Annotated in this window: 21 protein-coding genes; 13 read left to right on the top strand and 8 right to left on the bottom strand. The window is 70.5% G+C overall.

Annotated features, from left to right (window positions below):
- Nucleotides 1-27: 27 nt before the first annotated feature.
- From M4486_RS15070 to M4486_RS15060, 3 genes are all read right to left on the bottom strand, one after another.
- Complete coding sequence (locus M4486_RS15070) at nt 28-645, bottom strand: DUF6318 family protein (RefSeq protein WP_228356952.1); 618 nt, start codon at nt 643-645, stop codon at nt 28-30.
- Nucleotides 646-831: 186 nt separating this feature from the next.
- On the bottom strand, nt 832-1728 hold the full coding sequence (locus M4486_RS15065) for an aldo/keto reductase (RefSeq protein WP_249478100.1): 897 nt from the start codon (nt 1726-1728) through the stop codon (nt 832-834).
- A 195-nt stretch (nt 1729-1923) separates the two neighbouring features.
- Nucleotides 1924-2724, bottom strand: a complete 801-nt coding sequence (locus M4486_RS15060) for a sulfite exporter TauE/SafE family protein (RefSeq protein WP_283257982.1) — start codon at nt 2722-2724, stop codon at nt 1924-1926.
- Between the two features lie 205 nt (nt 2725-2929).
- On the opposite strand from M4486_RS15060, the gene M4486_RS15055 reads away from it, so the two are divergent.
- Nucleotides 2930-4240, top strand: coding sequence for a four-carbon acid sugar kinase family protein (locus M4486_RS15055; RefSeq protein WP_249478098.1), 1311 nt, complete (start codon nt 2930-2932; stop codon nt 4238-4240).
- A gap of 109 nt (nt 4241-4349) precedes the next feature.
- Here M4486_RS15055 and M4486_RS15050 read toward each other — a convergent pair whose 3' ends face one another.
- Both M4486_RS15050 and M4486_RS15045 read right to left on the bottom strand, forming a co-directional pair.
- Nucleotides 4350-4919: a YdeI/OmpD-associated family protein gene (locus tag M4486_RS15050; protein ID WP_249478097.1), complete on the bottom strand. Its 570-nt coding sequence runs from the start codon at nt 4917-4919 to the stop codon at nt 4350-4352.
- Nucleotides 4906-5874, bottom strand: coding sequence for a helix-turn-helix transcriptional regulator (locus M4486_RS15045; RefSeq protein WP_249478096.1), 969 nt, complete (start codon nt 5872-5874; stop codon nt 4906-4908). The genes M4486_RS15050 and M4486_RS15045 overlap by 14 nt, the downstream gene beginning before the upstream one ends.
- A 127-nt stretch (nt 5875-6001) precedes the next feature.
- On the opposite strand from M4486_RS15045, the gene M4486_RS15040 reads away from it, so the two are divergent.
- Nucleotides 6002-6451: a VOC family protein gene (locus M4486_RS15040; protein ID WP_249478095.1), complete on the top strand. Its 450-nt coding sequence runs from the start codon at nt 6002-6004 to the stop codon at nt 6449-6451.
- Between the two features lie 118 nt (nt 6452-6569).
- Entirely contained in the window at nt 6570-8081 is a 1512-nt protein-coding gene (locus M4486_RS15035; protein ID WP_249478094.1) for an aldehyde dehydrogenase family protein, read from the top strand.
- 61 nt (nt 8082-8142) lie between these two features.
- Here M4486_RS15035 and M4486_RS15030 read toward each other — a convergent pair whose 3' ends face one another.
- Nucleotides 8143-9171 carry a YdcF family protein gene (locus tag M4486_RS15030; protein ID WP_249478093.1) on the bottom strand — a complete coding sequence of 343 codons (1029 nt, stop codon included), beginning with the start codon at nt 9169-9171 and terminating at the stop codon, nt 8143-8145.
- A gap of 228 nt (nt 9172-9399) precedes the next feature.
- The gene (nagE, locus tag M4486_RS15025; protein ID WP_249478092.1) at nt 9400-11379 is read right to left on the bottom strand and encodes an N-acetylglucosamine-specific PTS transporter subunit IIBC; all 1980 of its coding nucleotides are present in this window, start codon (nt 11377-11379) and stop codon (nt 9400-9402) included.
- Between the two features lie 410 nt (nt 11380-11789).
- Here nagE and M4486_RS15020 point away from each other — a divergent pair, with 410 nt between their 5' ends.
- The 7 genes from M4486_RS15020 (at nt 11790) to M4486_RS14990 (ending at nt 19610) form a co-directional block, all read left to right on the top strand.
- Entirely contained in the window at nt 11790-12257 is a 468-nt protein-coding gene (locus M4486_RS15020; protein ID WP_249478091.1) for a hypothetical protein, read from the top strand.
- Nucleotides 12254-13510, top strand: coding sequence for an ABC transporter substrate-binding protein (locus M4486_RS15015; protein ID WP_249478090.1), 1257 nt, complete (start codon nt 12254-12256; stop codon nt 13508-13510). The genes M4486_RS15020 and M4486_RS15015 overlap by 4 nt, the downstream gene beginning before the upstream one ends.
- Nucleotides 13507-14448 carry a carbohydrate ABC transporter permease gene (locus tag M4486_RS15010; RefSeq protein ID WP_249478089.1) on the top strand — a complete coding sequence of 314 codons (942 nt, stop codon included), beginning with the start codon at nt 13507-13509 and terminating at the stop codon, nt 14446-14448. The genes M4486_RS15015 and M4486_RS15010 overlap by 4 nt, the downstream gene beginning before the upstream one ends.
- Before the next feature lies 1 nt (nt 14449).
- Nucleotides 14450-15265, top strand: a complete 816-nt coding sequence (locus M4486_RS15005; RefSeq protein WP_249478088.1) for a carbohydrate ABC transporter permease — start codon at nt 14450-14452, stop codon at nt 15263-15265.
- Nucleotides 15266-15350: 85 nt separating this feature from the next.
- Nucleotides 15351-16154, top strand: coding sequence for an SDR family NAD(P)-dependent oxidoreductase (locus M4486_RS15000; protein WP_249478087.1), 804 nt, complete (start codon nt 15351-15353; stop codon nt 16152-16154).
- A 2-nt stretch (nt 16155-16156) separates the two neighbouring features.
- Nucleotides 16157-18355: a hypothetical protein gene (locus tag M4486_RS14995; RefSeq protein ID WP_249478086.1), complete on the top strand. Its 2199-nt coding sequence runs from the start codon at nt 16157-16159 to the stop codon at nt 18353-18355.
- A complete protein-coding gene (locus tag M4486_RS14990; RefSeq protein WP_488154001.1) occupies nt 18348-19610 on the top strand; it encodes a DUF5005 domain-containing protein in 1263 nt (420 codons plus the stop codon). The genes M4486_RS14995 and M4486_RS14990 overlap by 8 nt, the downstream gene beginning before the upstream one ends.
- Before the next feature lie 16 nt (nt 19611-19626).
- Here M4486_RS14990 and M4486_RS14985 read toward each other — a convergent pair whose 3' ends face one another.
- Nucleotides 19627-20796, bottom strand: a complete 1170-nt coding sequence (locus tag M4486_RS14985) for an ROK family protein (protein WP_249478084.1) — start codon at nt 20794-20796, stop codon at nt 19627-19629.
- 169 nt (nt 20797-20965) lie between these two features.
- Here M4486_RS14985 and M4486_RS14980 point away from each other — a divergent pair, with 169 nt between their 5' ends.
- From M4486_RS14980 to M4486_RS14970, 3 genes are read left to right on the top strand one after another with little or no spacing between them, the layout of a single operon-like run.
- Nucleotides 20966-22300, top strand: coding sequence for an ABC transporter substrate-binding protein (locus M4486_RS14980; protein ID WP_249478083.1), 1335 nt, complete (start codon nt 20966-20968; stop codon nt 22298-22300).
- Nucleotides 22300-23271 carry a carbohydrate ABC transporter permease gene (locus tag M4486_RS14975; protein WP_249478082.1) on the top strand — a complete coding sequence of 324 codons (972 nt, stop codon included), beginning with the start codon at nt 22300-22302 and terminating at the stop codon, nt 23269-23271. The genes M4486_RS14980 and M4486_RS14975 overlap by 1 nt, the downstream gene beginning before the upstream one ends.
- The gene (locus M4486_RS14970; RefSeq protein ID WP_249478081.1) at nt 23271-24179 is read left to right on the top strand and encodes a carbohydrate ABC transporter permease; all 909 of its coding nucleotides are present in this window, start codon (nt 23271-23273) and stop codon (nt 24177-24179) included. Before M4486_RS14975 ends, M4486_RS14970 begins: the two co-directional genes overlap by 1 nt.
- Nucleotides 24180-24185: the final 6 nt, after the last annotated feature.

Here is a 24185-nt window from a genome sequence, read left to right as displayed (position 1 = left end):
CTCGAGCAAGAGCGGCGGCGCACCCCCTCACCCATCGACGACCTTCTCAGTCTTCAAGTTGAAGGCATTCACCACCCACGAGCCTTCGCTCCACGACATGCCGCCCACCGTCCCGTACCTTGTATCAGGCTCCTGCTTGAGTCGCGAGTTGCCGTAAACAGGTTCCGAGTGTTCAGAGAGAATGAAGGTGTAGCCGACTTCAAGCTCATGCTTCTCGGATTCATATGTGCGGAGATCGCGGTCATCGATCGTAGCCCGAGACCACCATTTTCCCGTCTTGTTAAGTTTCTCGATTTCATGCAAGTTTTGATCACAACTGGCGCAACTTTCGCCAAAGAGACTTTTAAGCACTTCTGTGTCCCCCGTCTGATAGGACCAAAGCATCACAGCCCAAAAGTATTTGTATGCCTGCTCCGCCCCCTCATCCGTGTGCTCATCCATTCCCGCGTAATCCTTCGGGTCGGGCTTCGGCACGTCCGGCTTCGCGCTCTCGCCTCCCCCATCGGACTGCTCCACGGGGGCAGACGCGGTGGCTTCGCTGCCAGCGCTGGGAGAGGGGTCGTCCTTGTCACCGCAGCCGGTCATCAGACCGGCGGCGAGAGCGAGGACGGCGAGGGAGGAGAGGGTGCGTCGAGTCGTCGTCATGGCGGCTTCCGGGTGGGGGCGGGATGCCTGCACAGTATCCAGGCGACGCCCAGCCCGCCACTGCTCCCACCCCGTTGTGGATAACGGGAGCCACCCGATCGGACCCCATCGGACGGTCGCCTCGCGGGCAACATCCCCGCTTCCCCAGGGCCCGCATAGCCCCCGTGTCACACCGTCAGAGATGCATCATCCCAGCGCGTCGAGCTGCGCCCACTCCTCGTCGCTCAGCTGCACATCGCCGGCGGCGACGTTCTCCTCGAGGTGCGCTCGCTGGGAGGTGCCGGAGATCAGCACGGTGTTCGGGGCGCTGTGCAGAAGCCATGCCTGGCCCACCTGCGAGGATGTGACCCCGTGCGCGGCGGCGATGCGCTGCACGGTCTCGTCGTCGGTGACCTTCGGGCCCTGGTGGAAGCCGCCGCCGAGCGGGAAGTACGGGATCCACGCGGCGCCCTTCTTCTCGGCGAGGTCGGCGAGCGCCTGGTCATGGCGGTCGACGGCGTTGAAGATGTTCTGGACGGCCTGCACCTCGACACCCAGGTCAAACGCCTGCCGCACCTGCTCGAGGCGCACATGGCTGAGGCCGATCCCCAGGATCTTGCCCTCGTTCTGCAGCGCGAGCAGTTCGCCGAGCTGGTCTTCGAGCGGCACCTGCTGATCCCCTTCGACGACGAGTCCGGGGAGGAAGTCCATGCGGCGCAGGTACAGGAGGTCCAACCGGTCGGTGCCGAGGGTCTGCAGGTTGATCTCCACGCTGTCGCGCAGCTCGGAGGGCTTCTGTGCCGCAGTCATCGGGAACGGCCCCTCGGGCGTCGAGCGCGCCCCGGCCTTGGTGGCGAGCAAGAGGTCGTCGCGGTGCGTGCCCAGCGCCTCGCGGATCAGCGAGTTCGCGAGCCCGTCCCCGTAGAAGTGCGCGGTGTCGAGCATGCGGATGCCCAGGTCATAGACGTCGCGCAAGAGGGAGACGGCGGCATCGTGCCCGCCGGGCTGCTCGACCGAGCGGTGCAGACTGCCCAGGCCGTAGCCGATACGGGGCACGTCGCGCCCTCCGATGGGATACGTGCCAGCGAGGCTCGGGGTGCTCATGGGATCTCCTCATCTGCGGGGCCGACGGCCTCACGATAGGCGCTGCGGGCAGAGAGCCCGCTGAGCAATGGCCAGGACTCGGCACGCCGCCGCGACCGCCCCGCAAAGTGGCGCCCACGGGCAGCCGAGGACCAGTGCTCCGCCGGCGTCCCGCCTCTATCCCGCCTGGATCCCGCTGTCGCCCCTTGAGCCCGCTCACGCCCCCACGATCAGCGCGGCGGCGGAGACCACGGTGAGCACGAGGATCGCCTTCTCGAAGACGCTCTGCGGGACGCGCTGGGCGATGCGTCGGCCGATCAGTGCGCTGAGGATGACCAGCGGCGCGAGCAGCACGTCCATGAGCGCGTACTGCAGGCTGAACAGGCCCAGGCTCGCGGAGAACGGCAGCTTCAGCAGGTTCACGATCGCGAAGAACCAGGCGGAGGTCCCCAGGAACGTCAGCACGGGCATGCGCATCGCGTAGAAGTACATGGACATGGGCGGTCCGCCGGCGTTCGCGACCATCGTGGTGAAGCCACCGAGCGATCCGTAGCCGATGCGCCCGATCCGACCGACGGTCGGCTCGTCCTCTCCCGCTGCCGTGCCGTCGCCTCGGCTCTCGTCGCGGCGAGCCCGCAGGGTCGCGCGGCGTCGGCGCCACAGGGTGAGCGCGACCAGGAGAAGGAGGATCACGCCGATGCCACCGCGCACGGCCGAGGCTTCGGCGTACTTGAGGAACAGCGCGCCCACCACGAGACCGACGAGCACGCTCGGGATCAGACGGATCAGCGTGCGCCAGTCGGGCTCGCGGCGGTACATCCACAGCGCGGTCGCATCGCCCAGGATCAGCAGGATCAGAAGCGCGGCGGTCGACTCCTTGGGCGGCAGGGCCAGGGCGAACAGGCCCACGGCGATCGTCCCGGCACCCGGCAGGGCGGACTTCGAGAAGCCGACCACGAGCGCCCCGGCGACGACGAGCAGCCACCCGGCGGCGCCGAGCTGGGGCAGGTGGGACAGGAGCTCGCTGATGATTCCTCCTCGGGGCGCGGCTCGCGGCTTCGCGCGAGATCGAGGGGGACGCTACATCCGGTCCGGCCGACGAGGCGGGCACGTCCGCCGCGCGGGCGGCGCTGCCGATGCGGTCCCGCCCCGTGACAGGCTCATGCCAGTCCCCCGACGTCCCGCCGTCGACCCCACCCCCTACCCACCCCGAGAGGACCCCATGAAGACCATCGTCCTGGACGACGACCCCACGGGCACGCAGTCCGCGACCGGCGTGACCGTGCTGCTGGACCTCTCCGAGGAGACGCTCGAGCGGGATCTCGAGGAGGCCCTGACCGGAGCGGACTCGGTGTACGTGCAGACGAACAGCCGCGCCCTGCCCCCGGACGAGGCCGTCGCCCTGGCCCGGCGTGTGCGGGCGGCGGGGATCGCCGTGGCCGAGCGGTCCGGTGAGCAGGTGCGGTTCGTGCTGCGCGGAGATTCGACGCTGCGCGGGCACGTGTTCGCCGAGACCGAGGTGTTCCTCGAGGACGCCGTCATGCTGTTCGTCCCGGCCTTCCCCGACGGCGGGCGCACCACCCACGACGGCATGCACCTGGTGTGCATCGACGGCCAGGACCTGCCGGCCCACGAGACGGAGTACGCCGAGGATCCGGTGTTCGGCTTCACCACCGGTTACCTGCCCGACTACGTGGGCCGTGCCTCGGGCCGTCGCGGCGTCCCCGTGCCCCTCGCCGACGTGCGCGCGGGAGCTCTCGAACACGCACTGACCGCGGCCGCGGAGGGCGACGTGGTCCTGCCCGATGCGGTGACCGACGAGGACATCAAGCGGATCGCCGGCGCGGTCGACGCGGCGGCGGAGCACGGCACGCGGGTCGTGGTGCGCTCGGCCTCCCCGCTCGCGGCGCACCTCGCGGGGGTCGCGAGCGAGGGCCGGCTGCCGCTTCCCCTGGTGCGGCCGACGGGCGGGACCCTGCTCGTCTGCGGATCGCACACGGCGGGCGCGACCACGCAGCTCGCGCAGGTCACGCGGCGATTCGGCGAGCCGGCGCTCGTCGGCACCGAGGCGGCCCTCGTGGATCCCTCCACGGCGGGGCACGCGGCGGCGGACGCGGTCGCCTCGGTCGGCACCGCCACCAGTGCTGCCACTGCCGCCCCTGCCACCGGGACCGTCCCGGCCGACGACGCCGCGTCCCTCCTGCTGCTGTCGACCGAGCGGCAGCGCTCCGCGAGCCACGGCACGCTCGATCACGGCGAACGGGTGATGGCGGCGCTGACCACGGCCGTCGCGGACCTGCTGCCGCGCGTGGGCACGGTGATCTCGAAGGGCGGGATCACCTCGGCGGAGGTCGCGCGCAGGGGACTCGGTGCGCGCACCGCGCACGTGCTCGGCCAGATCCTGCCCGGGGTCTCGGCCTGGTGCCTGAGCGCGCGGGACGGCCGCGAGCTGCTGTACATCGTGGTCCCCGGGAACGTGGGCGACCAGGACACGCTCGTCAGGGTTCTCGAGGCCGTCGGCATCACCGGGTGAGTCCGACGGGCCGACGGCGGACGCCCTCAGCCTGCGGCCCGCCGACCTGTCGGCCCGTCAACCCGCCGGCCTGTCGGCCTGTCGGCTCGTCGGCCCGCCGCCCGCGCCGTCAGTTCTTCTCGAGTCTCTCGACGAGCGCGGCGATGCGGGTGCGGCGGGTCGCCTCGCGGGTCGCGCTCAGGATCGGGTGCAGGGCAGAGTAGCGGGCGCTGCCGGTGAGCAGGTCGAACGCTGTGCGGGCCCGCGGTGAGGCGGCGAGCGCCTCGGCGAGCGCCGGCGGCACCTGTGCGCTGGCCGCTCCGGCGTAGGCGCTGTCCCAGCGTCCGTCGGCTTTCGCCCGTTCGACCTCGGCCCGCCCGCGCTCGCGCATCCGCGACGCGGCCTCGAGGCGGCCGATGATCTCGACGTTGCGCTGCGACCAGATCGAGCGGGAGCGGCGCGGGGTATAGCGCTGGCGGAAGGAGCGCTCGTCGTGCGCACGGCGCTGCCCGTCGATCCAACCGCTGCACAGGGCCTCCTCGAGAGCCTGCTGGTAGGTGAGGGTCGTCAGCCCACTGCCGCCCTTCTTCGCGAGCAGGAGCCAGACGCCCTCGGAGGTGTCCTCGTGGGCGTCGAGCCATGCTCGCCAGGCCGCGGCGTCGGCGACGACGAGCGGGGGCGGGAGTTCAGCGGGTGCCATGCGCAGAGCCTCCCATGCCGTCGGCCGCGCGGGAGAGGGAGGCCTGTGCAGTGCGGGCCGCGGTGACGAGCTCGCGCGGCCCGAGAAGGCGGAACGGGGCACCGAGGCGGATCACCTGGGCGATGAGCCCCTCCCAGGACCAGGATCCGAGCACGGCCCGGCATCGGCCCTCTGCGACTTCCTCGATGCGGGCGTCGGGCAGCCGCTGCGCGAGCTCGCGCAGCGGGAGGTCGATCTCGACGGTGCCCTCGCAGGGCCAGCGGTCGGCCTCGCGGGACCCCTTGAGGTGGGCGGACAGGAAGGTGGCCGCATCCCCCGCGGGCAGCTCCCGCGGGGTGAAGCGCGGTCCGGTCGGCGTGCGCGGCACCATCCTGTCCAGGCGGAACGTGCGCCAGTCCTCGCGTTCGAGGTCCCAGGCGATCAGGTACCACAGGCCCTGGCGAGCCACGAGACCATGGGGCTCGGTGCGACGGGGCCACGTCGACCCCGGGTAGTCGAAGCGGAGGACCTCGCGGCGCCGCACCGCGGCGCTCACTGTCTCGAGCGCCGCAGGGTCCGCGCTGACCGGCGCCGGCACGACCTCGAGAGCGAGGGAGGACGCGCGCTGCCGCAGGTCCGGGGGCATGACCTGCAGGATCGCGGCGAGCGCACGCAATGACGCGTCCTCGATCGCGACCCCGCTCGAGGGTGCCGTGCGCAGGGCCACCGTGACGGCGAGCGCCTGCTCGTCGTCGAGGAGCAGGGGCGGCATCCGCTCCCCCGCCTCAAGCCGGTAGCCGCCCACGGGACCCTTCGTCGACCGGATCGCATATCCCAGCTCGCGGAGCCGGTCCACGTCGCGCCGCACGGTGCGCGGGGTGACGCCCAGGCGGTCGGCGAGCGCCGGGCCGGTCCATGCGCGCGGGACCTGCAGCAGGGAGAGCAGCGAGAGCATCCGCGAGGAGGTGGTGGGCATGCCCCGATCCTCCCCCATGATGAGGACCCATCCTGTCCTCTTCATGCGGAATCGTCGTCCTCGACGGCACCCCCGCCGTCACCACCCGCCTCCGCGGCGCCCGCCGCGGACCGCCGAGAGGACCACCATGAGCATCTCCACCACCGCGCACCTGAACCTGCCCGGCACCGCGCACGAGGCGCTGACCTTCTACCGCGACGTCTTCGGCGGCGAGGTCTCCACGACCACCTACGGCGCCCTCGGCATGCCCGCCGATTCCCCCGACGCCGGCAAGGTGGTGTTCGGCAGCCTGACCTCCGAGGACGGTGTGCGGCTGATGGCGTACGACGTGCCGGGCCGCGACGAGCCGTTCCCCTCCCGCACCCGCCGCGAGAACGGCACCACCCTCACCGATCAGCCCTTCTTCCTCGCAGCGGGCGCCGGCAGCCTCGAGGAGCTGCGCCCGATCTGGGACGCCCTCGCCGACGGGGCCTCGGTAATCGAGCCGCTCGCGGCCTCGCCGTGGAGCGCCGGCTTCGGCATGCTCACGGACCGCTTCGGTGTCACCTGGACGCTCGACGTGCGCCCCGCGGACTGACCCTGACCTCATGTCCCGGCCCGCCCGGGCGACCACTCAGCCACTCGGTCGGCGCCCGGGCGCCCGTGGCACAGTGGGCCGCACCCCGCATGCGCGGACCGAGCGCCAGGAGGCACCGATGCCATCGACCACCACGTCCTCGCCCGCCCTCTCGCGCCGTGCACGGCGCGAGGCCGACGCCGCCCCCTCCACCGCTCCCGCCACGATCCGCGCGCGGGTCGACGGGGCCCGGGCCGCTTTCGCCCGCGGCGCGAGCCGCTCCCTGGTGTTCCGCCGCGCGCAGCTGCACGGCCTGCGCGCACTGCTGCGATCCCACCACGCCGAGCTCGAGGAGGCGGTCGCCGCCGACCTCGGTAAGAGCGCGACGGAGTTCCGCCTCACCGAGATCTTCCCGGTGATGAGCGAGATCGACGAGGCGCTGCGGCAGCTCGAGCGCTGGTCCCGCCCGCGTCGGGCCGCGGTGCCGCTGACCTTCCAGCCCGCCCGCGCCCGCCTGGTGCCCGAGCCCCTGGGCACCGTCCTGGTGATCTCGCCGTGGAACTATCCGATGCAGCTGCTGCTGGCGCCCCTGGTGGGGGTGATCGCCGCCGGCAACACGGCCGTGATCAAGCCCAGCGAGGTCACGCCGACCGTCTCGGGTGCGCTCGCGCGGCTGCTGCCCCGTTACCTCGACGCCCAGGCGTATCCCGTGGTCGAGGGCGGCGTCGAGGAGACCACGGCCCTGCTCGAGGAGCGCTTCGACCACATCGTGTACACCGGGAACGGCAGCGTGGGCAGGATCGTCATGGCGGCCGCCGCGAAGCACCTGACCCCGGTGACGCTCGAGCTGGGCGGCAAGTGCCCCGTGTGGGTCGACGACGCCGCGCACCTCGAGGAGGTGGCCCGGCAGCTGGCGTGGGCGAAGTTCGTCAACGCCGGCCAGACCTGCGTCGCGCCGGATCACGTGCTCACCACCCCGGACCTCGTCGAGCCCCTGGTCGCGGCCCTGCGGCGCGCGATCGCCGCGCAGTGGGGCCAGGACCCCTCGCGCAGTCCCGACTTCGGACGCATCGTCGCCCCGCGGCACCTCGACCGGCTCGCCGGATACATCGAGGCGGCCGACGAGACCGGCGCGGGCCGCGTCGCGCTCGGCGGGACCGTGGATCGCGAGGACCTGTACGTCGCGCCGACCGTGCTGGTGATGGACGAGCCCGACTCCCCCGGCGCCGCCCGCACCGAGGAGAACACGCCGGCGGTGATGCGCGAGGAGATCTTCGGGCCGATCCTGCCAATCGTGCCCGTCGGCGGGCCCGACGAGGCGATCGCCTTCGTCGACGCCGGCGAGAAGCCGCTCGCCCTCTACCTCTTCGCCGCATCGCGCCAGGTCGCCGATGCTTTCGTGGAGCGGACGTCGTCCGGCGGCGTGGTCGAGGGCGCGTGCCTGATCCATGTCGCGACGGCGACGCTGCCCTTCGGCGGAGTGGGCGAGAGCGGCATCGGCGCCTATCACGGGCGCTTCTCGTACGAGAGGTTCAGCCACCAGAAGCCGGTGCTGCGGAAGCCCCTGGTCCCGGACACCCTGGCGCTCATGCGCCCGCCGTTCTCGCAGCTGCGCGGGACCCTGATGCGCAGGCTGTCCGGCATCCGCTGAGAGACCGTCGGACCGCGCCACGCCGCCGGTTCGCGGTCTGTCGTCGATCCCGGCGCTGACCTCAGGCGTTGATGACGGCGAAGGCGATGACCAGCGGGAGCGGCACGCTCACGATCGCGGCGACCAGGACGTGCAGGATCTTGTGCCGGGCCACGAGCGCGACGACCTCCCGCAGGAAGGCGCTCGGCCAGAAGTAGCCGGCGGTGCGCGCGGGCGCGACCTGCGCGTCCAGGCCCACGCGGCGGGCGAGGGCGGCCGTGCGGAGCACGTGATAGCTGCTGGTGACGGTGAGGCCGGGCCCGTCGGCCGGGAGCACGGTCCCCACCAGCCCACGGGTGTTGCGCAGGTTCTCCTCGGTGGTGCGCGAGCGGTCCTCGAGCACGATCGCCTCCTGCGGGACGCCCTGCTCGCGCGCGTACTCGGCCATCGCCGAGGCCTCCGAGCGGGGCTCGTCCGGTCCCTGGCCGCCGGAGAGGACGAGCAGCGCATCGGGGTGGGTCTCTCGCACGCGACTCCAGTGCGCGATGCCGGCGTCGACGCGGTTCGCGAGCAGCTTGGGGACCCTGCCGCGGATCAGGCCCGAGCCGTGCACCATCACGTAGCGGGCGGAGGTGCGGGAGGCGATCCACGCGTAGACGACGTCGTAGACGAGGTACGAGGTCAGCACGTACCCCGCCCATGTGCCCAGCAGGGCCGCGAACGTGAGGACGACGAAGAGCCAAGGATGCTCGGCGGCGAAGCGGAGCGAGATCGCGGCGCCGACGATGACGGCGAGCAGTCCGAGGCCCGCCAGCAGGGACAGCAGGTTCCCCAGGCTCCGCCCCTCCTTGCGCATCATGAACACGCCGTTGGCGATGAGGAAGCCGATGAGCACGAGCGTGAGCAGCGGGGAGAGGACCGCGATCAGCACCAGCACCCCGCCCACGAGGGCACCTGCGGCGCTGTCGGATCCCGCGGCCAGCGCGAAGAGGACCGTGAGCGCCGTCAGGGACAGCAGGAAGGCGTTGCCCGTCCAGCGCGCGTCCCTGCGCAGGGACAGGATCAGCAGGACGACGAGCAGGATCGGCACCGGGGAGAGGAGGAGGGACATGCCCCAAGAGTCCCATCCCGCGGGCGTCCGGACATCCCCTGCCAGGGGGATCGCGCGGCGCGGGCCTCTGCCCGTGGTCGGACCCGCGGGCCGACGGGAGCGGGGGCCTACGGGTGTCGGCGGGACCGACGCGTGAGCGGCCGAGCCTACGACGCGCGAGCGGGCGAGCCCCACGACGCGTGAGCGGGCGAGGTCGGCCTCCGTGGGCCCGGCCTCGCCCGCTCGACCTCAGACGAGCTCGACCGCGGCGTCCTTGTCGTTCAGGACGACGATCGGGGTGATCGTGGGATGCCCGTCCGCGCGCACCGCCGCCAGGTCGACGTGCAGCAGCGGGGTGCCCGCGACCACGCGATCGCCCGTGGCCACGAGGGTCTCGAAGCCTCGGCCCTGCATGGCGACGGTGTCCAGCCCCACGTGGACGAGCACCTCCGTGCCGTCGTCCAGGGTGAGGGCGACGGCGTGGCCGGTGTCGAAGACGTGCTGCACGGTGCCCGCCGCCGGGGCGATGACCACGGCGTCGGCGAGGTCCTCGGGCGGCTGCACGGCGATGCCGGGGCCCATGATCTCCTGCGCGAAGGTCGGGTCCGGGACGTCGGCGAGTGGCACGGCGGTGCCCTCGAGCGCCTGGCGCAGGCGCACCAGGTGGGTGGTGCGGGCCGCCGTGGCGACGCCGCCGGCCTCGTCGGCCGAGCCGGAGGCGCCGTCGGCCGAGCCGGAGGCGGAGCCGCCGTCGGACGCGGAGACCGGCTCCGCGCGGCCGCTCATGAGGTCGTCCATCGCATCCTTCACGAACTGGACGTTCGTTCCGTAGATGACCTGCACGGAGCCGCGACCGGGCTTCATGGTGCCTGCGGCGCCCGCCCTCTTCAGTGCGGCCTCATCGATGACGGAGGCGTCGGAGACCTGCATGCGCAGACGGGTCGCGCAGTTCTCGAGATCCAGGATGTTCTCGCGCCCGCCGAGGGCGGCGAGGAAGGCCGTGGCCGTGGCGAGATACTTCGCATCGCCCGTGGCCGCGCCGGCCGCATCCTCGGCATTCTCGTCCTCGGGATCGCCGTCCTCGCGTCCGACGGTCTTCAGGTCGAAGCGGCGGATGATGAAGCGGAAGGACAGGAAGTAGACGACGAACCAGAACACGCCCATCACGGGCAGCGCCCACGGGTTCTCCGCCATCGGGTTCACCCAGCCCAGACCGAGGTCGAGCAGACCGGCGGAGAAGCCGAAGCCCATGCGGACCGGGAGCGCGGCCGTGATCGCCATCGAGATGCCGGTGAACAGTGCGTGCACCACGTACAGGCCGGGTGCCAGGAACATGAAGGAGAACTCGAGCGGCTCGGTGACGCCGACGAAGAAGGAGGCGATCGCGCTCGAGAGCAGCACGCCCGCGGCGATCTTGCGGCGGCTGGTCTTCGCGGTCGTGTACATCGCGAGGGCCGCACCCGGCAGGCCGAACATCATGATCGGGAAGAAGCCGGCCATGTACTGGCCGGTCTCGCCGTAGGTGCCGCTGGCATTGAGGAAGTTGTTGAGATCGTTGATGCCCGCCACATCGAACCAGAACACCGAGTTCAGGGCGTGGTGCAGGCCGAACGGGATCAGCAGGCGGTTGAGGAAGCCGTAAATGCCCACGCCCACGGGGCCGAGCGTCAGGATGAACTCGCCGAAGGCGACGAGACCGCCGAAGACCAGAGGCCACACGAAGAAGAGCACCAGGGCGACCACGAGCGAGATGCCGGCGGTGACGATCGCGACCGAGCGCTTGCCGGAGAAGAACGAGAGCGCGTCGGGCAGCTTCGTGTCCTTGAAATGGTCGTACGTCCAGGCGCCGATGAGGCCGCAGACGATCCCGACGAACACGTTCTCGATCTGGTCGAAGGCGGGGTTCACCTGGGCGACGTCGATGTCCTTGAACAGGGCGACGTTCTCGGGGTCCAGCAGCGTGGTCACCGTCAGCCAGGAGACCAGGCCGGCGAGCGCCGAGGTCCCGTCGGGCTTGGTGGCCATGCCGATCGACACGCCGATGGCGAAGAGGATCGGGAGGTGGTCCAGGAGCGCGCCGCCGGCGGTCTTCAGGAAGACGCCTGCGATGTTGGTGTCGTTGCCCGTCGCCGTGAGGATCCAGTAGCCGAGGCCGCTGAGGATCGCGGCGACCGGGAGGACCGCCACCGGCAGCATCAGGGACCTGCCGAGTCGTTGGAAGAACTTCATCGTCGCCTTACGTGGGAAGGTGCGCCGCACTGCTCAGCCATGAGCACTTGGACGGCAGAACAGTCAGAATCGGGTCCGATTGTGCAGGATCGGTCAGTCGCACGCGATGGGGCTCGGTGGGCCGCGATGGGCCCGCGTCGCCCTGACGTGGGGACTCGTCGGCGATCTCGGCGCTCGGGGTGTCGAGGGTCACGGTGCACGGGTCGCTTCGCGCGGGCGCTACGAGTTGCGGTGGATTCTCGTCGCCTTGCACGGGCAGTCGGATCCGCCGCGGTTCACCACGGGGTCCGCGTTTTCGGTGGACGAGCATCAGACCTCGCCGGGTTACAGCATTGACCGGTGCCGAACGGAACCCTACGGTGGACAGAAATCGATTACTCGGACAGTCGACGCCTCAGAGAGGAGGCGCAATGCTCCTGCGAGCGATCTCAGAGCCCGTCGCGTGCCGGCGCCGCCTCGGCCGCCGCGCCGCTCTCGGGACCGGTGCCAACGGTGCTCTCGCGCTCGCCTTCGCCACATGCTTCGACGATCCCGGCGCTGCGACGACCGACACGGATTCGGGCACCTTCGAGTTCGTCCACTGCGGCGGCATCAACCAGCACAAGGGCTTCGCGGACCACTTCGAGCAGTTCAGCACGGGGCACCCCGAGATCGACTTCCGGGCCCCGTCGGTGTCCGGCACCTGGCCCCAGGTCGCCCACGCCGAGGCCGCTCGCATCGCCGGCGGCCGGCCACCCGACATCGTGCAAACCGCCACCGAGGGGCACCGGCTATTCATGGACAAGGACGTGCTGGTTCCGGCGCCCGTCGCGCTCGTCCTCGCACTGGCGCTCGAGAGCTCGCACGCCGTCCGAGGCATCGAAGGAGACACTCCATGATCCCGGCTTTCTCCCGTCGTCGTCTCGGGGCCGCCTGCGCCCTTGCTCTGCTGGCGGCCGGCTGCTCCGGCCGGAACGAGGACACAGGACCTCTCCCCTTCTTCACGGACAAGGCGGCGTGGGAGCCCAGCTTCGCCGACATGAACTCGGCCTCCGCCGGGACAGGGCTCACCCTGGACTTCACGGGGTACTCCGATCAGGTCACCTACGACTCCTTCATCAAGCAGTCCTTCCGCACCAAGGAGCGCCCAGACCTGTTCACCTGGCACACCGGCAGCCAGCTGAGAGAGCTCGTGGCCAACGGTCTGCTCGCCGAGACCACTGGGCTGTGGCGAGGCGCCGAGAGCGAGGGGAATGTGCCGGCCGGCCTCAAGGAGAGCTTCACCGTGGACGGCCACCAGTACGGCGTCCCGCTGAACAGCGCCTACTGGGTCATGTACTACAACAGAAAGGTCTTCGCCCAGCACGATCTGGAGCCGCCGGACACCTGGACCGACCTCAAGGCCGCCGCACGCACGCTGAAGAAGTCCGGCGTCGTCCCGTTCTTCCAGATGAACATGATCTTCGAGTTCGCGTGGTTCCAGGCGCTTCTCATGGGGCGCGATCCGCAGCTCTACCGGAACCTCCAGACGGGCGAAGCGTCCTACACCGACCCGGTGGTCCACGAGGTCATGGACACGTGGCGGGCGATGCTGCGCGCGGGCTGGTTCCTGGACCCGGGCGTCGCCACCGATCCGCAGACCCTGCTGGCGCAGGGCCACGTGGCGATGGCCTACTACGGAACGTTCTTCACCGGCCAGCTGACCTCGGTCGGCGCGGAGGCAGGAGAGGACTACGGCATCTTCCTGCTCCCGAACCTCGCCCCGGAGGTCGAGACGCAGCAGGTGGCGCTGGAGACCGGACCGCTCTGCGCGGGGGCCGACACGCACCGGGAGGAAGAGTGCCTCGACTACAGCGGATGGTGGATGAGCAGAGACGCCCAGCAGGCGTGGACGGACTCACGCGGAGAGCCGTCCTTCAACCCGAAGGTCCAGGTCGACGATCCCGAGCTCTCGGATCTCCTGGCAAGGATCCAGGACCCCGATGCTGACGTCGAGATCCAGGAGCGCTATCTCGAGGCGACCCCACTGCCGGTCTACACCGCTTCCCAAGAGGTGTTCGGGGACTTCGTCACCAATGCTCCGGACCCGACCAAGGGCCTGGAGCGCCTGCAGGCCGAGTCCGAGTCCTACTGGCGCGAGGAGAACCGATGAGCACCGCTGCGCCCGCCGACAGGGGAACCGGGCACCATCGCCCGGCGCCTTCTGCCCCACCGATCCGGTCCCGCAACCGCTACGGCAGATCCGCCCGGGGATTCATCCTCCCCGCGCTGCTGATCGTCGCGCTCCTGCTGTACGCCCCGTTCCTGTGGAGCTCCTACCTGAGCCTCACCGACTTCGACGGCCTCGGGTCCCCGCGCTTCGTCGGCCTCGCGAAATTCGCGGCGATGTTCCAGGACCCGAGCTTCCTCATCGCCCTGCGCAACACCTTCTTCTGGGTCGCCGGGACCCTCGTGCTGCCGGTCGGCCTGGGGCTCGTCATCGCACTGCTCGCCCATGGCCTGACCGGATCGTTCTGGCTGCGCCTGCCGTTCCTGATCCCGTACGCGATCTCCGGCATCGCCGTCGGCGTCGTGTGGACGTTCATCCTTCAGAGCGGCGGGGCGCTGGACTCGGCCCTCGCGGCTTTCGGACTGGGAGGGTGGTCCCAGCGCTGGCTGCTGGACGCACCGCTCAACACCTTCGTGATGATCGCCGCCTCCACCTGGCAGGGCGCCGGGGTGAACGCCCTGCTCTTCGGCATCGGCCTCCAGTCCATACCGAGGGAGCCGATCGAGGCCGCCCGCCTCGACGGAGCCTCCGGCTGGCGCATGTTCCGCCATGTCACCTGGCCGATGCTCACCCCGCTGACGACTGTCGTGGTGGGGCTCGCGATCGTCGGCTCCCTCAAGCAGTTCGACGTCATCTGGGCCATGACGAAGGGCGGGCCCGGCACGAGCTCCGAGACCCTCGCGCTCTCGATGTACAAGGAAACGTTCGTCAACAGCGACTACGGGCTCGGTGCGGCGATCGCCCTGTTCCTCACGGTGATCACGGTCGCCGCCTCCGTCCTCTACCTTCGCCGGCAGCTCTCCGGGGACAAGGGGGCATGACATGACCGATCGACTGCGCCGGGCCGCGCTCATCGTCCTGGGCATCATCTGGCTCGTGCCGGTGTACCTCATCGTCGTCAATGCGGCGAAGACGCCGGAGGTCTACGGCGCCACCTCGGCCTGGATGCCATCCGGCTTCGCACCCCTGCTGGCGAATCTCTCCGACGCCTGGACGCAGGGGCGGATCGCCGACGGCGTCCTGTCCACGACCCTCTACAGCATCGTCTCCCCGCTGATCGCCGTCGTGATCGGCGCGTCGGCGGGCTTCGCGATCGTCGTGCTGCGCCTGCGGCACGGCTTCGCCTGGTTCGTGGTGATCTTCTCGGCCTCCGTGCTGCCGATGCAGATCCTGCTGGTCCCGCTCTTCCAAGGGTTCGTGGCGGTGGACCTCTACGACACGCACCTCGGGATGATCCTCGTCTACACGGTGATCTCTGTGCCCTTCTCGGCCTTCGTCATGCGGAACTTCTTCTCCGGGATCGCAGCCCACGTGTTCGAGGCCGCGGTCATGGACGGCGCCACCACGTGGCGGATCTTCTGGCGAATCCATCTGCCGATGTCCCGCAGCGCGCTCGTCGCAGTGTTCATCCTGCAGGCGACGATGGTCTGGAACGATCTGATCCTGGGGCTCACCCTCACCCATTCCGAGTCCACCCGCCCCGTGATGCCAGCGCTGTCGGCATTGCAGAGCACATACGGCGGTGCGGCCATGCCCACGGTCCTCGCGGGTGGACTGCTCGTGTCGGTGCCCACCGTCGTGCTGTTCCTCATCACCCAGCGCGCCTTCTCCAAAGGGCTGGCCCTGGGGCAGTTCTGACCCCACTGACCACTACCGCCCGCAAATCTCAGAACGTCGGCCCGGTCCACAGCGCCGCGGCCCCGCATCGACGAAGGAGCCCTCCATGCAGCCCACCGAATGGACCGGACGCGACGTCCTCGTGACCGGCGCAGGCGCCGGTATCGGAGGTGCCGTTGCAGTACTGCTCCTCGAGCTCGGAGCACGGGTCCACGGGATCGACCGGGATCCCGATGCGCTCGCGGCTGCGCAGCAGTCCGCGGCGGACGCACCGGGAACCTTCCTCCCCGTGCTCGCCGCAGTCGACGATCGCGCGGCCCTCGAGGCGGCGGCATCGACGATCCGGGAATCGGCCGGCGGTCTCGATGCCGTCGTGTGCGCCGCCGGGATCCAGCGGTACGGCACGGTCGACGCAACCGACGCTGCGACATACCAGCAGGTGATGGATGTGAACGTCGGCGGTGCCTTCCACACCTGCGCCGTCGCGATGCCTCTGCTGCGTGCCCGGGGCGGCGGCGCCGTCGTGCTCGTCTCCTCCGCCCAGGCCTATGCGACGCAGACCGATGTCGCCGCATACACCGCCTCGAAGTCCGCACTGCTGGGACTCATGCGCGCGATGGCCGTCGATCATGCTCCGGAGGGGATCCGAGTCAACGCGGTCTGTCCGGGATCGGTCGACACGCCGATGCTGCGCTGGGCGGCCGACGTGCACCGCGGTGACAGGAGCGCCGAGGATCTGATCGACGAATGGGGCGCCTCTCATCCGATCGGCCGCGTCGGCGCGCCGCGCGACGTGGCGATGGCCATCGAGTTCCTTCTCTCCGACAGTGCCGGCTTCGTGGTCGGCGCGGACCTCCGCGTCGACGGCGGACTGAGCTCCGCCCTCTCGGCAGCTCTTCCGAAGGAGTGACCGTGCCCCTCCCGAGCATCCCTCGTGCCCGAGACCTCGCCGGGGACTGGATCCCCGACCGGCACGACGACATGATCAACCCACCCGGGCTGACGAACCACCTGGTCACCGCGCAGGTGGACCATGACGTCGTGGCCGTGCGCTCGGTCAATGCGCCGCCCCTCGCGCAGGGCGACAGACTCACGGCGCAGCTCTACCTGGATGGACGTCTCGCCCGGTCGTTCGGCGGAACCGTCGAAGCGCGCTGGCGGCCTGACCGCGTGGATCGACGCACCGAGATCGACGACTGGTCCCTCGAGACCGCGACGCTCTGCCCTCCCGGCGAGCGCGCCGTGATGGTCCGGATCCACGCCCGCAACCTCTCCACCCGTCCGCGCCCGCTCGCACTCGGCCTGCGCCTCGACGGCTCCGTCACGGCCGCCAGGAGGCCGTGGCTCTCCCCGGAGCCGCCCGAGGCCGACAATGTCCTGCACGCCGAGCCGGGCATGCGCGTCTTCGCACCCGAGGACCGCGCGGCGGCGTGTCTCCAGGCTCTGCTCGACGACCACGGGCTGCCGGTTCGCGAGGACACGGCTCCGGACAGCGCCTCCTCTCCCCACCTGCTGTCGACCCGCACCACGGTGGAGCCCGGCGGGGTGCACGAGCTCTGGTACGTCCAGGTGCTCGACGAGACGCCCGCACATGCCCGACAGGTCCTGGACCGCCTCACCGCTGAGCTTGGCGGGGCGATCGACCAATGCGAGAAGCTGTGGGACACCAGCCTTGCGGCGATGTTCACCCCGGGCAACGACGAGTTCGGCGGAAGCCTCCCCCGACTCGTCACCGAGGACGCGTCCCTGCGACGTCTGTACTGGTGGGGAGCTCTGGGCGTGCTGTGGTTCCGCCGCGACAACCCCGCTTCGGTGCTGGGGCGCACCTACGACACGCTCATGCCGCGCTACTGGCAGACCACGACGTTCATCTGGGACTACTCGCTGAGCTCTCTGGTCCACGCCCTTCTGGACCCGCAGGTGATGCGGCGCCAGATCTCGCACTGGACGGGACTGGACATCGAGCGCCACTTCGGCACCGAATGGCTGACCGGCGGCCCGGTCGGCAACTGGTACTCGGTGAACCACTTCGCGATGACGCGTCTCGTCGACGACTATCTGCGCTGGCACGGCGATCCCGGGTTCTTGGACGAGATTCTGACCTCGCCGGAGGGGACCACAGCCTCCATCGCCCAGCACATCCAGGAGTGGGCTCTCGCATGGATGCGCCTGCGCGGTGAATCGCCGGACCTCGAGGGGCACGGCGGCTCTGCGCTCGCCGACTACGGAGGAATCGACAACCTGCTGGAGTGCGTCAGCTCCTACACCCATCAGGTGGCGAGCCTCAATGCCGCGAACGTGTGGACGATGCGCGCCGCCGCGGACATCGCCGAGCACCGAGGGGAAACGGGATCCGCCCGCTCCCTGCGCAGCGAGGCCGACGCTCTCATCGACCCGATCCTCGACCTCGCCGTCGAGGGCCAAGGATGGTTCCGCGCCGGCCGACCGGACGGGACCTCCGTCGAGGTGCGCCACGTCTACGATTTCGCCACCATCGGCACCACCATCGCGCAGGACCTGCCCGAGGTCCTGAAGGACAGGATGGTGCGCTTCTTCGTCGAGGAGCTGCGCACGCCCACATGGATGCGCGCGCTCTCCCCGAAAGATGCCGACGCGGGCTTCTCCCTGCGCGCGGATCACCAGTGGAACGGCGCCTATCCGGCATGGCCGCCGGACGCGGCGCGCGCAGCGATCGCGCTGGGCCATCCCGAGGCCGTCCTCGAATGGCTCCCCGGACTCGCCCGCTCGACGAACCAGGGACCTCCGGGCCAAGCGCACTTCGTCGAGGACGCAGTGGACCCCGTGCAAGGCGGAGCGAGGAAGGCGCCGCCCCAGTTGCCCTACATCCTGGACTGGTCATGCTCCTCCGCAGGCGCGTGGTGCGACCTCGTGATCCGCGGGATCTTCGGAGTGCGGACGGGACTGGACGGGAGCGTCACGACGGAGGGCTGCCTCGAGCGACTCGATCCCGGTGCGCGCCTCGAGGGCCTCATGGTGCAGGGCTCGGAGTACCGGATCGACGTCTCGGGCGCTCACCTCGTCGAGCGAGGCGGAGACCGCTCCACCCGGCACGGCGACGGCAGCACCGGTCAGGGCGGCACCGATGAGTGACCACTGCCCTGACCCTTCGGCAGCGGGCGGCGGGAGGCGGCCCCGTCGACCGTCCCGTCGACTCCTTCTGCGCGGGGGTGTCCGAGGAGGTGCCGTCCTCGGCGCGACCGCTCTGGGGGCAGGACTGCTGCCCGGATGCGGGGAGGCGGATCAGGAGCCCGGTGGGCAGGGAGCGGCGGAGCCCGGCCCTGCCACCACGACGGCACGCACGTGCACCGATGCGCCCCCGCTCCCCGAGTCGGCGTCTTCGGCACCGGATACGCAGCTCACCACAGCGTTCGAGGACTACGCCGTGACGTCGGGGGCGTGGTCCGGTGCCGACTCGACGTACTCGGTGCCCCTCGCGGACGGGTCGATCGCCTGGTTGTTCTCCGACACCTTCTACGGCGACGTCTCGGAGGACGGTACCCGCAGCGAGGACACTCCCTTCCTCCACAACAGCGTCGTCGTGCAGTCCGCCGCGGACTCCTCCCGGCTGCGCACCGTCGTCGGGACCGACGGCGACGGCGCTCCCACGTCCCTCGTCCCGGCGCTGTCGGACGACGCCTGGTGCTGGTTCGGCGCAGGCCGACTCTCTCCCGAGTCGCACCTGCAGGTCACGGCGCTGAGCTTCGAGAAGACCGGTGACGGTCCGCTCGACTTCGCCTGGCGGGGAACGGAGCTCGTCACCGTCGACCTCGAAGCGGGCGAGGTGACGGACCGCGCAGGGCTGCCGTCGGAGGCCGGGATCCAGTGGTCGGGCTGGCTGCAGGAGCGCGCCGGCACCACATACGTCTACGGGGTGAAGGATGGGGACGCCAAGACCCTGCACGTCGCCGAGGTCCCCTCGGAATCGCTCACCGACCTCGAGACCTGGCGCTTCTGGGACGGTCAGGACTGGTCCTCGTCGGAGAAGAAGGCCGCGACGATCCGTGAGGACGTGGCCAACGAGATCAGCGTGACACCCTGGGAGCACGGCTTCCTCCTGCTCACGCAGGACACCTCCGAGCCGTACGGGAATCGCATCGTCGCGTCGACCTCCTGCCGCCCGCAGGGGCCGTTCGGGGATGCCTCACTCCTCGCGAGAATGACGGAGACCGGTCCCGAGGGCACATACGGCGACGAGAACATCTACGCGTACAACGCGCACGAGCATCCGGAGCTGAGGGACGGACGCAGCCTGCTGGTCAGCTATAACGTGAACTCCCTGGAGCCCGACGATCTCTACGCCGACGCGAGCATCTATCGGCCGCGCTTCCTGCGGATCGAGATCTGAGGCCGCACGCGCAGGATCAGTGCACGAGCACGCGGCCGCCCACCTCGGCGCGGAAGCAGGACCTCTCCCGCTCGAGCGCGCCCGTCGCCGCGGAGGCGAGGGTGCCGTCCACCCACCCCAGCGCCTGGCGCGCCGCCCCCGTCGCCGCGGCGAACTGGTCCAGGCCCGTCGTCCGCAGTTCCGGGACGCTGCGGGACCTCTCGTCGAAGGCGCGCGCCAGCGCAGGAACGGCGATGTCTGGCACGGCGGCGAATGGCCCGCCGATGACGATCACGGCGAGATCGAGCACGGAGGCGGCGAGGGCGAAGGGCTCTGCCATGCGCTCGAGGGCCTCGCGGATCCCGCTCCGAGCGCCCTCATCCCCCGCGAGGGCTTGACGGATCATGGCTACGAGCTGGTCCGCGTCGTCTCCGTCGCCGGTCGCCCCGGTCACCCCGCGTCCCAGCTGCGGGTGGAGGGAGAGATCTCCCGCCGTGCCGTGCGCCCCGCGTCGGATGCGCCCCTCCAGGAAGATCCCCAGAGTGGGGCGGCGCCCCAGGTGCGCGAGGGCGAAGTCCTCGACGTCCTGCGCCTCGCCGACCTCGTGCTCCGCGAGGGTTTCGGCGCGCACGTCGTTGATCAGCGAGAACGGCTGCGGAAGCACGTCGGAGAGGAGCTCGAGCGGTCTGTGGCCCTCCCACGCGGGGACCGCGACGGAGCGGACGACGCTCCCCTCGTCGTCGAGATGGCCGCCCACCGCGAGCGTCCCCGCCCACAGGTCCTCGGCACCGATCCCCTGCAGGCAGCGCCCGACCGCTTCGGCCGTCCGCTCGTGCATGGCCTGGAGGTCGCCCGGCCGCAGCACCTCGCACTCGACCCGCTCGACGGCATTGCCGGCCAGGTCCATCCGCACCGCGCGCACCGCATGGGGGCCGACGTCCACCCCCAGCACCCAGCCCTCCGGGCGCGAGAGGCGGAAGCGCTGCGCGGGCCGCCCGCGACCGGGCGTCTCGTCGGGCACGGACACGACCCACCCCTTGGCACTCAGACCGCGCAGCACATCGCCGAGAGGCCCGGGCGTGAGCCCGGTGAAGGAGCGCAGGGCGCTGATGCGCTGAGCACCGTGCGCGCGCAGCACGTCGATCACCGTCTTCTCGTTCCACCGGCGCACCGATCTGGGCTCCGCACGCTGCGCGGTGGTCTGCATCGACGGCTCCTTCATGGTGATCGACGATGACACACCGTCGAGACCCTGGACTCTTTATGTCTGAGTCCATAATATGTCACGCATCACTGTCGATGCGGTCCTGCGCATCGCCACCGTGGGAGCGGCGCCGGCCCGGGCACCGCGACGCACCTGTCGAAGGAGACACGTGATGACCCCGTTGACCCGCCGCCGATTCGCCGCTCTCGCCACCACCGCCGCCTCCGGTGCCGCGCTCGCCGCCTGCTCCTCCGGCGGGAGCGGCGGAGGGGGCGGCAAGGCCTCGGACTCCTTCACCTACTGGTCGATGTGGAAGGAGGGCGAGCCGCAGCAGAAGGTCCTCGCCGAGGAGATCCAGAACTTCACGAAGGACACGGGCGTGAAGGTCGACGTCCAGTGGTCGGGTCGCGAGGTCCTCACGCAGGTCGTGCCGCGCCTGAACGCCGGGAACCCGCCGGACCTCGTGGACAACGGCGCCCCCGACATCGCCGGGAAGCTGGGCCTGGACAACGTCATGGGCCTCGAGGACGTCTTCGGCATGGACATCGACGGCGAGGACGGCAGGACCGTGGGGGACGTGGTGCCCGAGGCCCTCCTGGACACGATGAGCAACGACGACGGCGATCCCTTCCTGGTGCCCTACGAGGTCATCGGCTCGACCCTCTGGTTCAACGCGAAGGTCACGCCCGAGCTCGCCGACAAGGCGCCCGCGAGCTGGGACGACTTCATGAAGATCCTGGATGATCTGAAGGCCGACGGCCGCACCCCGATCGCCCTGGACGGCGACATCGCCGACTACTGCGGGTACTGGGTCGAATGGGGCGTGCTGCGGGCGGGCGGCGCCGGAGCGCTGAAGAAGGCCGCGCTGGACACCACCGGGAAGGGCTTCGAGGATCCCGCCTGGAAGGTCGCCACCGAGAACGTGCAGGCCCTCATCGAGGGCGGGTACCTCCCCGAGGGCTTCAACGGCACGAAGTTCCCCACCCAGCAGGCGTCCTGGGCCGATCAGACCTCGAAGACCGACGTGATCCTCATGGGGTCGTGGCTGCCCAGCGAGGCCGCGGCCTCGCTCGAGAAGTCGGGCGAGAACCCCGCGAGCATCGAGTACGGCTCGTTCCCCTTCCCCTCCGTCGGGGACGATGCGGGCAAGGGCCTGGTGGAGGCGCAGCCCGTCGGGTTCGCGATCCCCGCGAAGGCCCGCAAGGCCGACGCCGCCAAGAAGTTCATGGCCTACTTCATGGCCAAGGACCGCATCTCCCGCATCGCGACCGAGGCCAAGAACCTCACCCCGCGCACCGACGTCGATCCGCCCGAGGAGCTGAAGGACTACTTCGAGGAGTACTCGAACGCGAAGACGACGGTGCTGTTCGCCGACGGGGTCAGCGTCGAGGCACCGAAGTGGGCGACCGACGTCTGGCAGCCGGCCCTCATCGACTTCTTCGGCGGGAAGCTCGACGCCGCGGGGTTCCGGGCCCAGCTCGCGGAGAAGACGAAGGCCGCCGGTTGATGAGCACGGCGACGGTGGCGCCGCGGGTGATGACGCGGCGCCGGCGCGGCGGGAGGCCCGGCGGCAGGCCGGGCGTCTCCCCCGCGGAGGCCGCGCGCCGCACGCTGTACTGGCCGCTGCTGCTTCCGGCCCTCGTGGTCTACGTGGGCGTGCTCCTGCTGCCCGCCCTCTACGGGGTCTACGTCAGCTTCACCACCTGGAGCGGCCGCGGCGACTCCCCCGTGTGGACCGGCCTCGCCAACTACGTGCGCCTCGCCCAGGACTCGCTGTTCCAGCGCGCATTCCTCAACACCCTGGGGATCCTGGTGGTCAGCGGGATCGGCGTGTTCGCGGTGACCTTCGCGGTCTCCGCGGTGCTGCGGGAGGTGCGCTGGGGAAGGGCGGCGCTGAGCCTGATCTTCTTCCCCTACCTGCTCTCCCCGATCGCAGTGGGCATCGCGCTGAGCCTCCTGCTCTCCCCCGACGGTCTGGTCAACGCCTCGCTGCGGAGCGTCGGCCTCGGCGCGCTCGCGCAGCAGTGGCTCACCCCCGACCTCATCTTCCGGGTGATCCTTGTGGGGCTCGTGTGGGTCAGCGCGGGCTACTACCTGACGCTCATGATGTCCGCGATCGGGCGGATCCCCCGCTACTACTTTGAGGCCGCGGAGCTCGACGGTGCCGGCCGCTTCACGGTGTTCCGCCACGTCACCCTGCCGATGACGTGGGACGTCGTGACAGTCGCTGCGGTGCTGTGGTGCATCAACGCGATCAAGGTCTTCGAGTTCATCATCGGCTTCACCGGCAACGGCGACGCCCCTCCGCCGCAGGCGCGCACCCTGACTATCGCCCAGTTCCTCACCACCACGGGCGGGCGCAACCCTCAGTACGAGCTGGGGCTGGGCAGTGCGATGGCCGTGGTGATGGTCGCCCTGATCACCGTGTTCGTGATCGGCGTGCGCCGGCTCATGCGCCGTGAGGCGCTGGACTTCTGATGGCCGACCAGAACCCCGTCCCCGCCGCGCCGCCGCGCCCCGTGCGCAGCACCGGCATCGTCGCCACGGCCGTGTGGACCGTGATGAAGGTGCTGGTGATCCTGTGGTGCGCGGGCAACGTGCTGCTGCTCGCGTGGGTCGCGATGAACTCCTTCCGCGGCGGCTCGCGGATCTTCAGCAGGCCCCTCGAGCTGCCGCGCTCGCTGAGCCTCGTGAACTACGTGAGCGCCTGGACGACCTCGTCGCTGGGGCGCGGCTTCCTCAACTCCATCGTGCTGGTGGCCGTGTGCACCGCGATCACCGTCGTGATCGCCGCGATGGCCGCCTACGCGCTCGCCCGCACGCGGGTGCCCTCGGCCGGCCCGCTCACCTCGTTCTTCGCGATCGGGCTGGGCATCCCCGTGCAGGTGGTGATCGTGCCGCTCTGGGTCGCGATGAACGCGGTCAGCTCGTTCATGTACGCGACCGTGGGCTGGTGGGACGAGCGGCTGAGCCTGGGCCTGCTGTACGTCGCGACCTCTCTGCCCTTCGCCGTGTTCCTGCTGACGGGCTTCTTCCGCTCCCTGCCCGAGGAGCTCGAGGAGGCCGCGGCCCTCGACGGCGCGAGCGCCTGGACGATCTTCCTGAAGGTGATGGCGCCGCTGGCGAGACCCGGCCTCGTCACCGCGGGGATGCTCGCGGCGATGGGGCTGTGGAACGAGACCCTGCTGGCGCTCGTCTTCGTCACCGAGAACACCAAGTACACGCTCCCCCAGGCGCTCCTGGGGCTCTACGGGACCATGCAGTACACCTCGGACTGGGGCGGCCTGTTCGCCGGCATCGTCATCGTCGTCATCCCCACCGTGCTGCTGTACGCACTGCTCGGCAAGCGCCTCGTGGAGGGTATGACGCTGGGCGCCGGGAAGTAGACGCCC

This window comes from Brachybacterium kimchii (genome assembly GCF_023373525.1).
GTDB lineage: Bacteria > Actinomycetota > Actinomycetes > Actinomycetales > Dermabacteraceae > Brachybacterium > Brachybacterium kimchii.
The sequence above is the reverse complement of the archived record's forward strand: the minus strand, read 5'-3'. Positions and strand labels throughout refer to the sequence as shown.

Excerpts from the sequence above, each read along its gene's own strand:
- M4486_RS15045 (WP_249478096.1), bottom strand. The coding sequence starts at position 5,874 with ATGCCCACCACCTCCTCGCGGATGCTCTCGCTGCTCTCCCTGCTGCAG.
- M4486_RS15015 (WP_249478090.1), top strand. The coding sequence starts at position 12,254 with ATGATCCCGGCTTTCTCCCGTCGTCGTCTCGGGGCCGCCTGCGCCCTT.
- nagE (WP_249478092.1), bottom strand. The coding sequence starts at position 11,379 with ATGAAGTTCTTCCAACGACTCGGCAGGTCCCTGATGCTGCCGGTGGCG.
- M4486_RS14980 (WP_249478083.1), top strand. The coding sequence starts at position 20,966 with ATGACCCCGTTGACCCGCCGCCGATTCGCCGCTCTCGCCACCACCGCC.
- M4486_RS15035 (WP_249478094.1), top strand. The coding sequence starts at position 6,570 with ATGCCATCGACCACCACGTCCTCGCCCGCCCTCTCGCGCCGTGCACGG.
- M4486_RS15000 (WP_249478087.1), top strand. The coding sequence starts at position 15,351 with ATGCAGCCCACCGAATGGACCGGACGCGACGTCCTCGTGACCGGCGCA.
- M4486_RS15030 (WP_249478093.1), bottom strand. The coding sequence starts at position 9,171 with ATGTCCCTCCTCCTCTCCCCGGTGCCGATCCTGCTCGTCGTCCTGCTG.
- M4486_RS14985 (WP_249478084.1), bottom strand. The coding sequence starts at position 20,796 with ATGCAGACCACCGCGCAGCGTGCGGAGCCCAGATCGGTGCGCCGGTGG.
- M4486_RS15040 (WP_249478095.1), top strand. The coding sequence starts at position 6,002 with ATGAGCATCTCCACCACCGCGCACCTGAACCTGCCCGGCACCGCGCAC.
- M4486_RS14975 (WP_249478082.1), top strand. The coding sequence starts at position 22,300 with ATGAGCACGGCGACGGTGGCGCCGCGGGTGATGACGCGGCGCCGGCGC.
- M4486_RS15020 (WP_249478091.1), top strand. The coding sequence starts at position 11,790 with ATGCTCCTGCGAGCGATCTCAGAGCCCGTCGCGTGCCGGCGCCGCCTC.
- M4486_RS15050 (WP_249478097.1), bottom strand. The coding sequence starts at position 4,919 with ATGGCACCCGCTGAACTCCCGCCCCCGCTCGTCGTCGCCGACGCCGCG.
- M4486_RS15010 (WP_249478089.1), top strand. The coding sequence starts at position 13,507 with ATGAGCACCGCTGCGCCCGCCGACAGGGGAACCGGGCACCATCGCCCG.
- M4486_RS15055 (WP_249478098.1), top strand. The coding sequence starts at position 2,930 with ATGAAGACCATCGTCCTGGACGACGACCCCACGGGCACGCAGTCCGCG.
- M4486_RS15005 (WP_249478088.1), top strand. The coding sequence starts at position 14,450 with ATGACCGATCGACTGCGCCGGGCCGCGCTCATCGTCCTGGGCATCATC.
- M4486_RS15065 (WP_249478100.1), bottom strand. The coding sequence starts at position 1,728 with ATGAGCACCCCGAGCCTCGCTGGCACGTATCCCATCGGAGGGCGCGAC.
- M4486_RS15070 (WP_228356952.1), bottom strand. The coding sequence starts at position 645 with ATGACGACGACTCGACGCACCCTCTCCTCCCTCGCCGTCCTCGCTCTC.
- M4486_RS14990 (WP_488154001.1), top strand. The coding sequence starts at position 18,348 with ATGAGTGACCACTGCCCTGACCCTTCGGCAGCGGGCGGCGGGAGGCGG.
- M4486_RS14970 (WP_249478081.1), top strand. The coding sequence starts at position 23,271 with ATGGCCGACCAGAACCCCGTCCCCGCCGCGCCGCCGCGCCCCGTGCGC.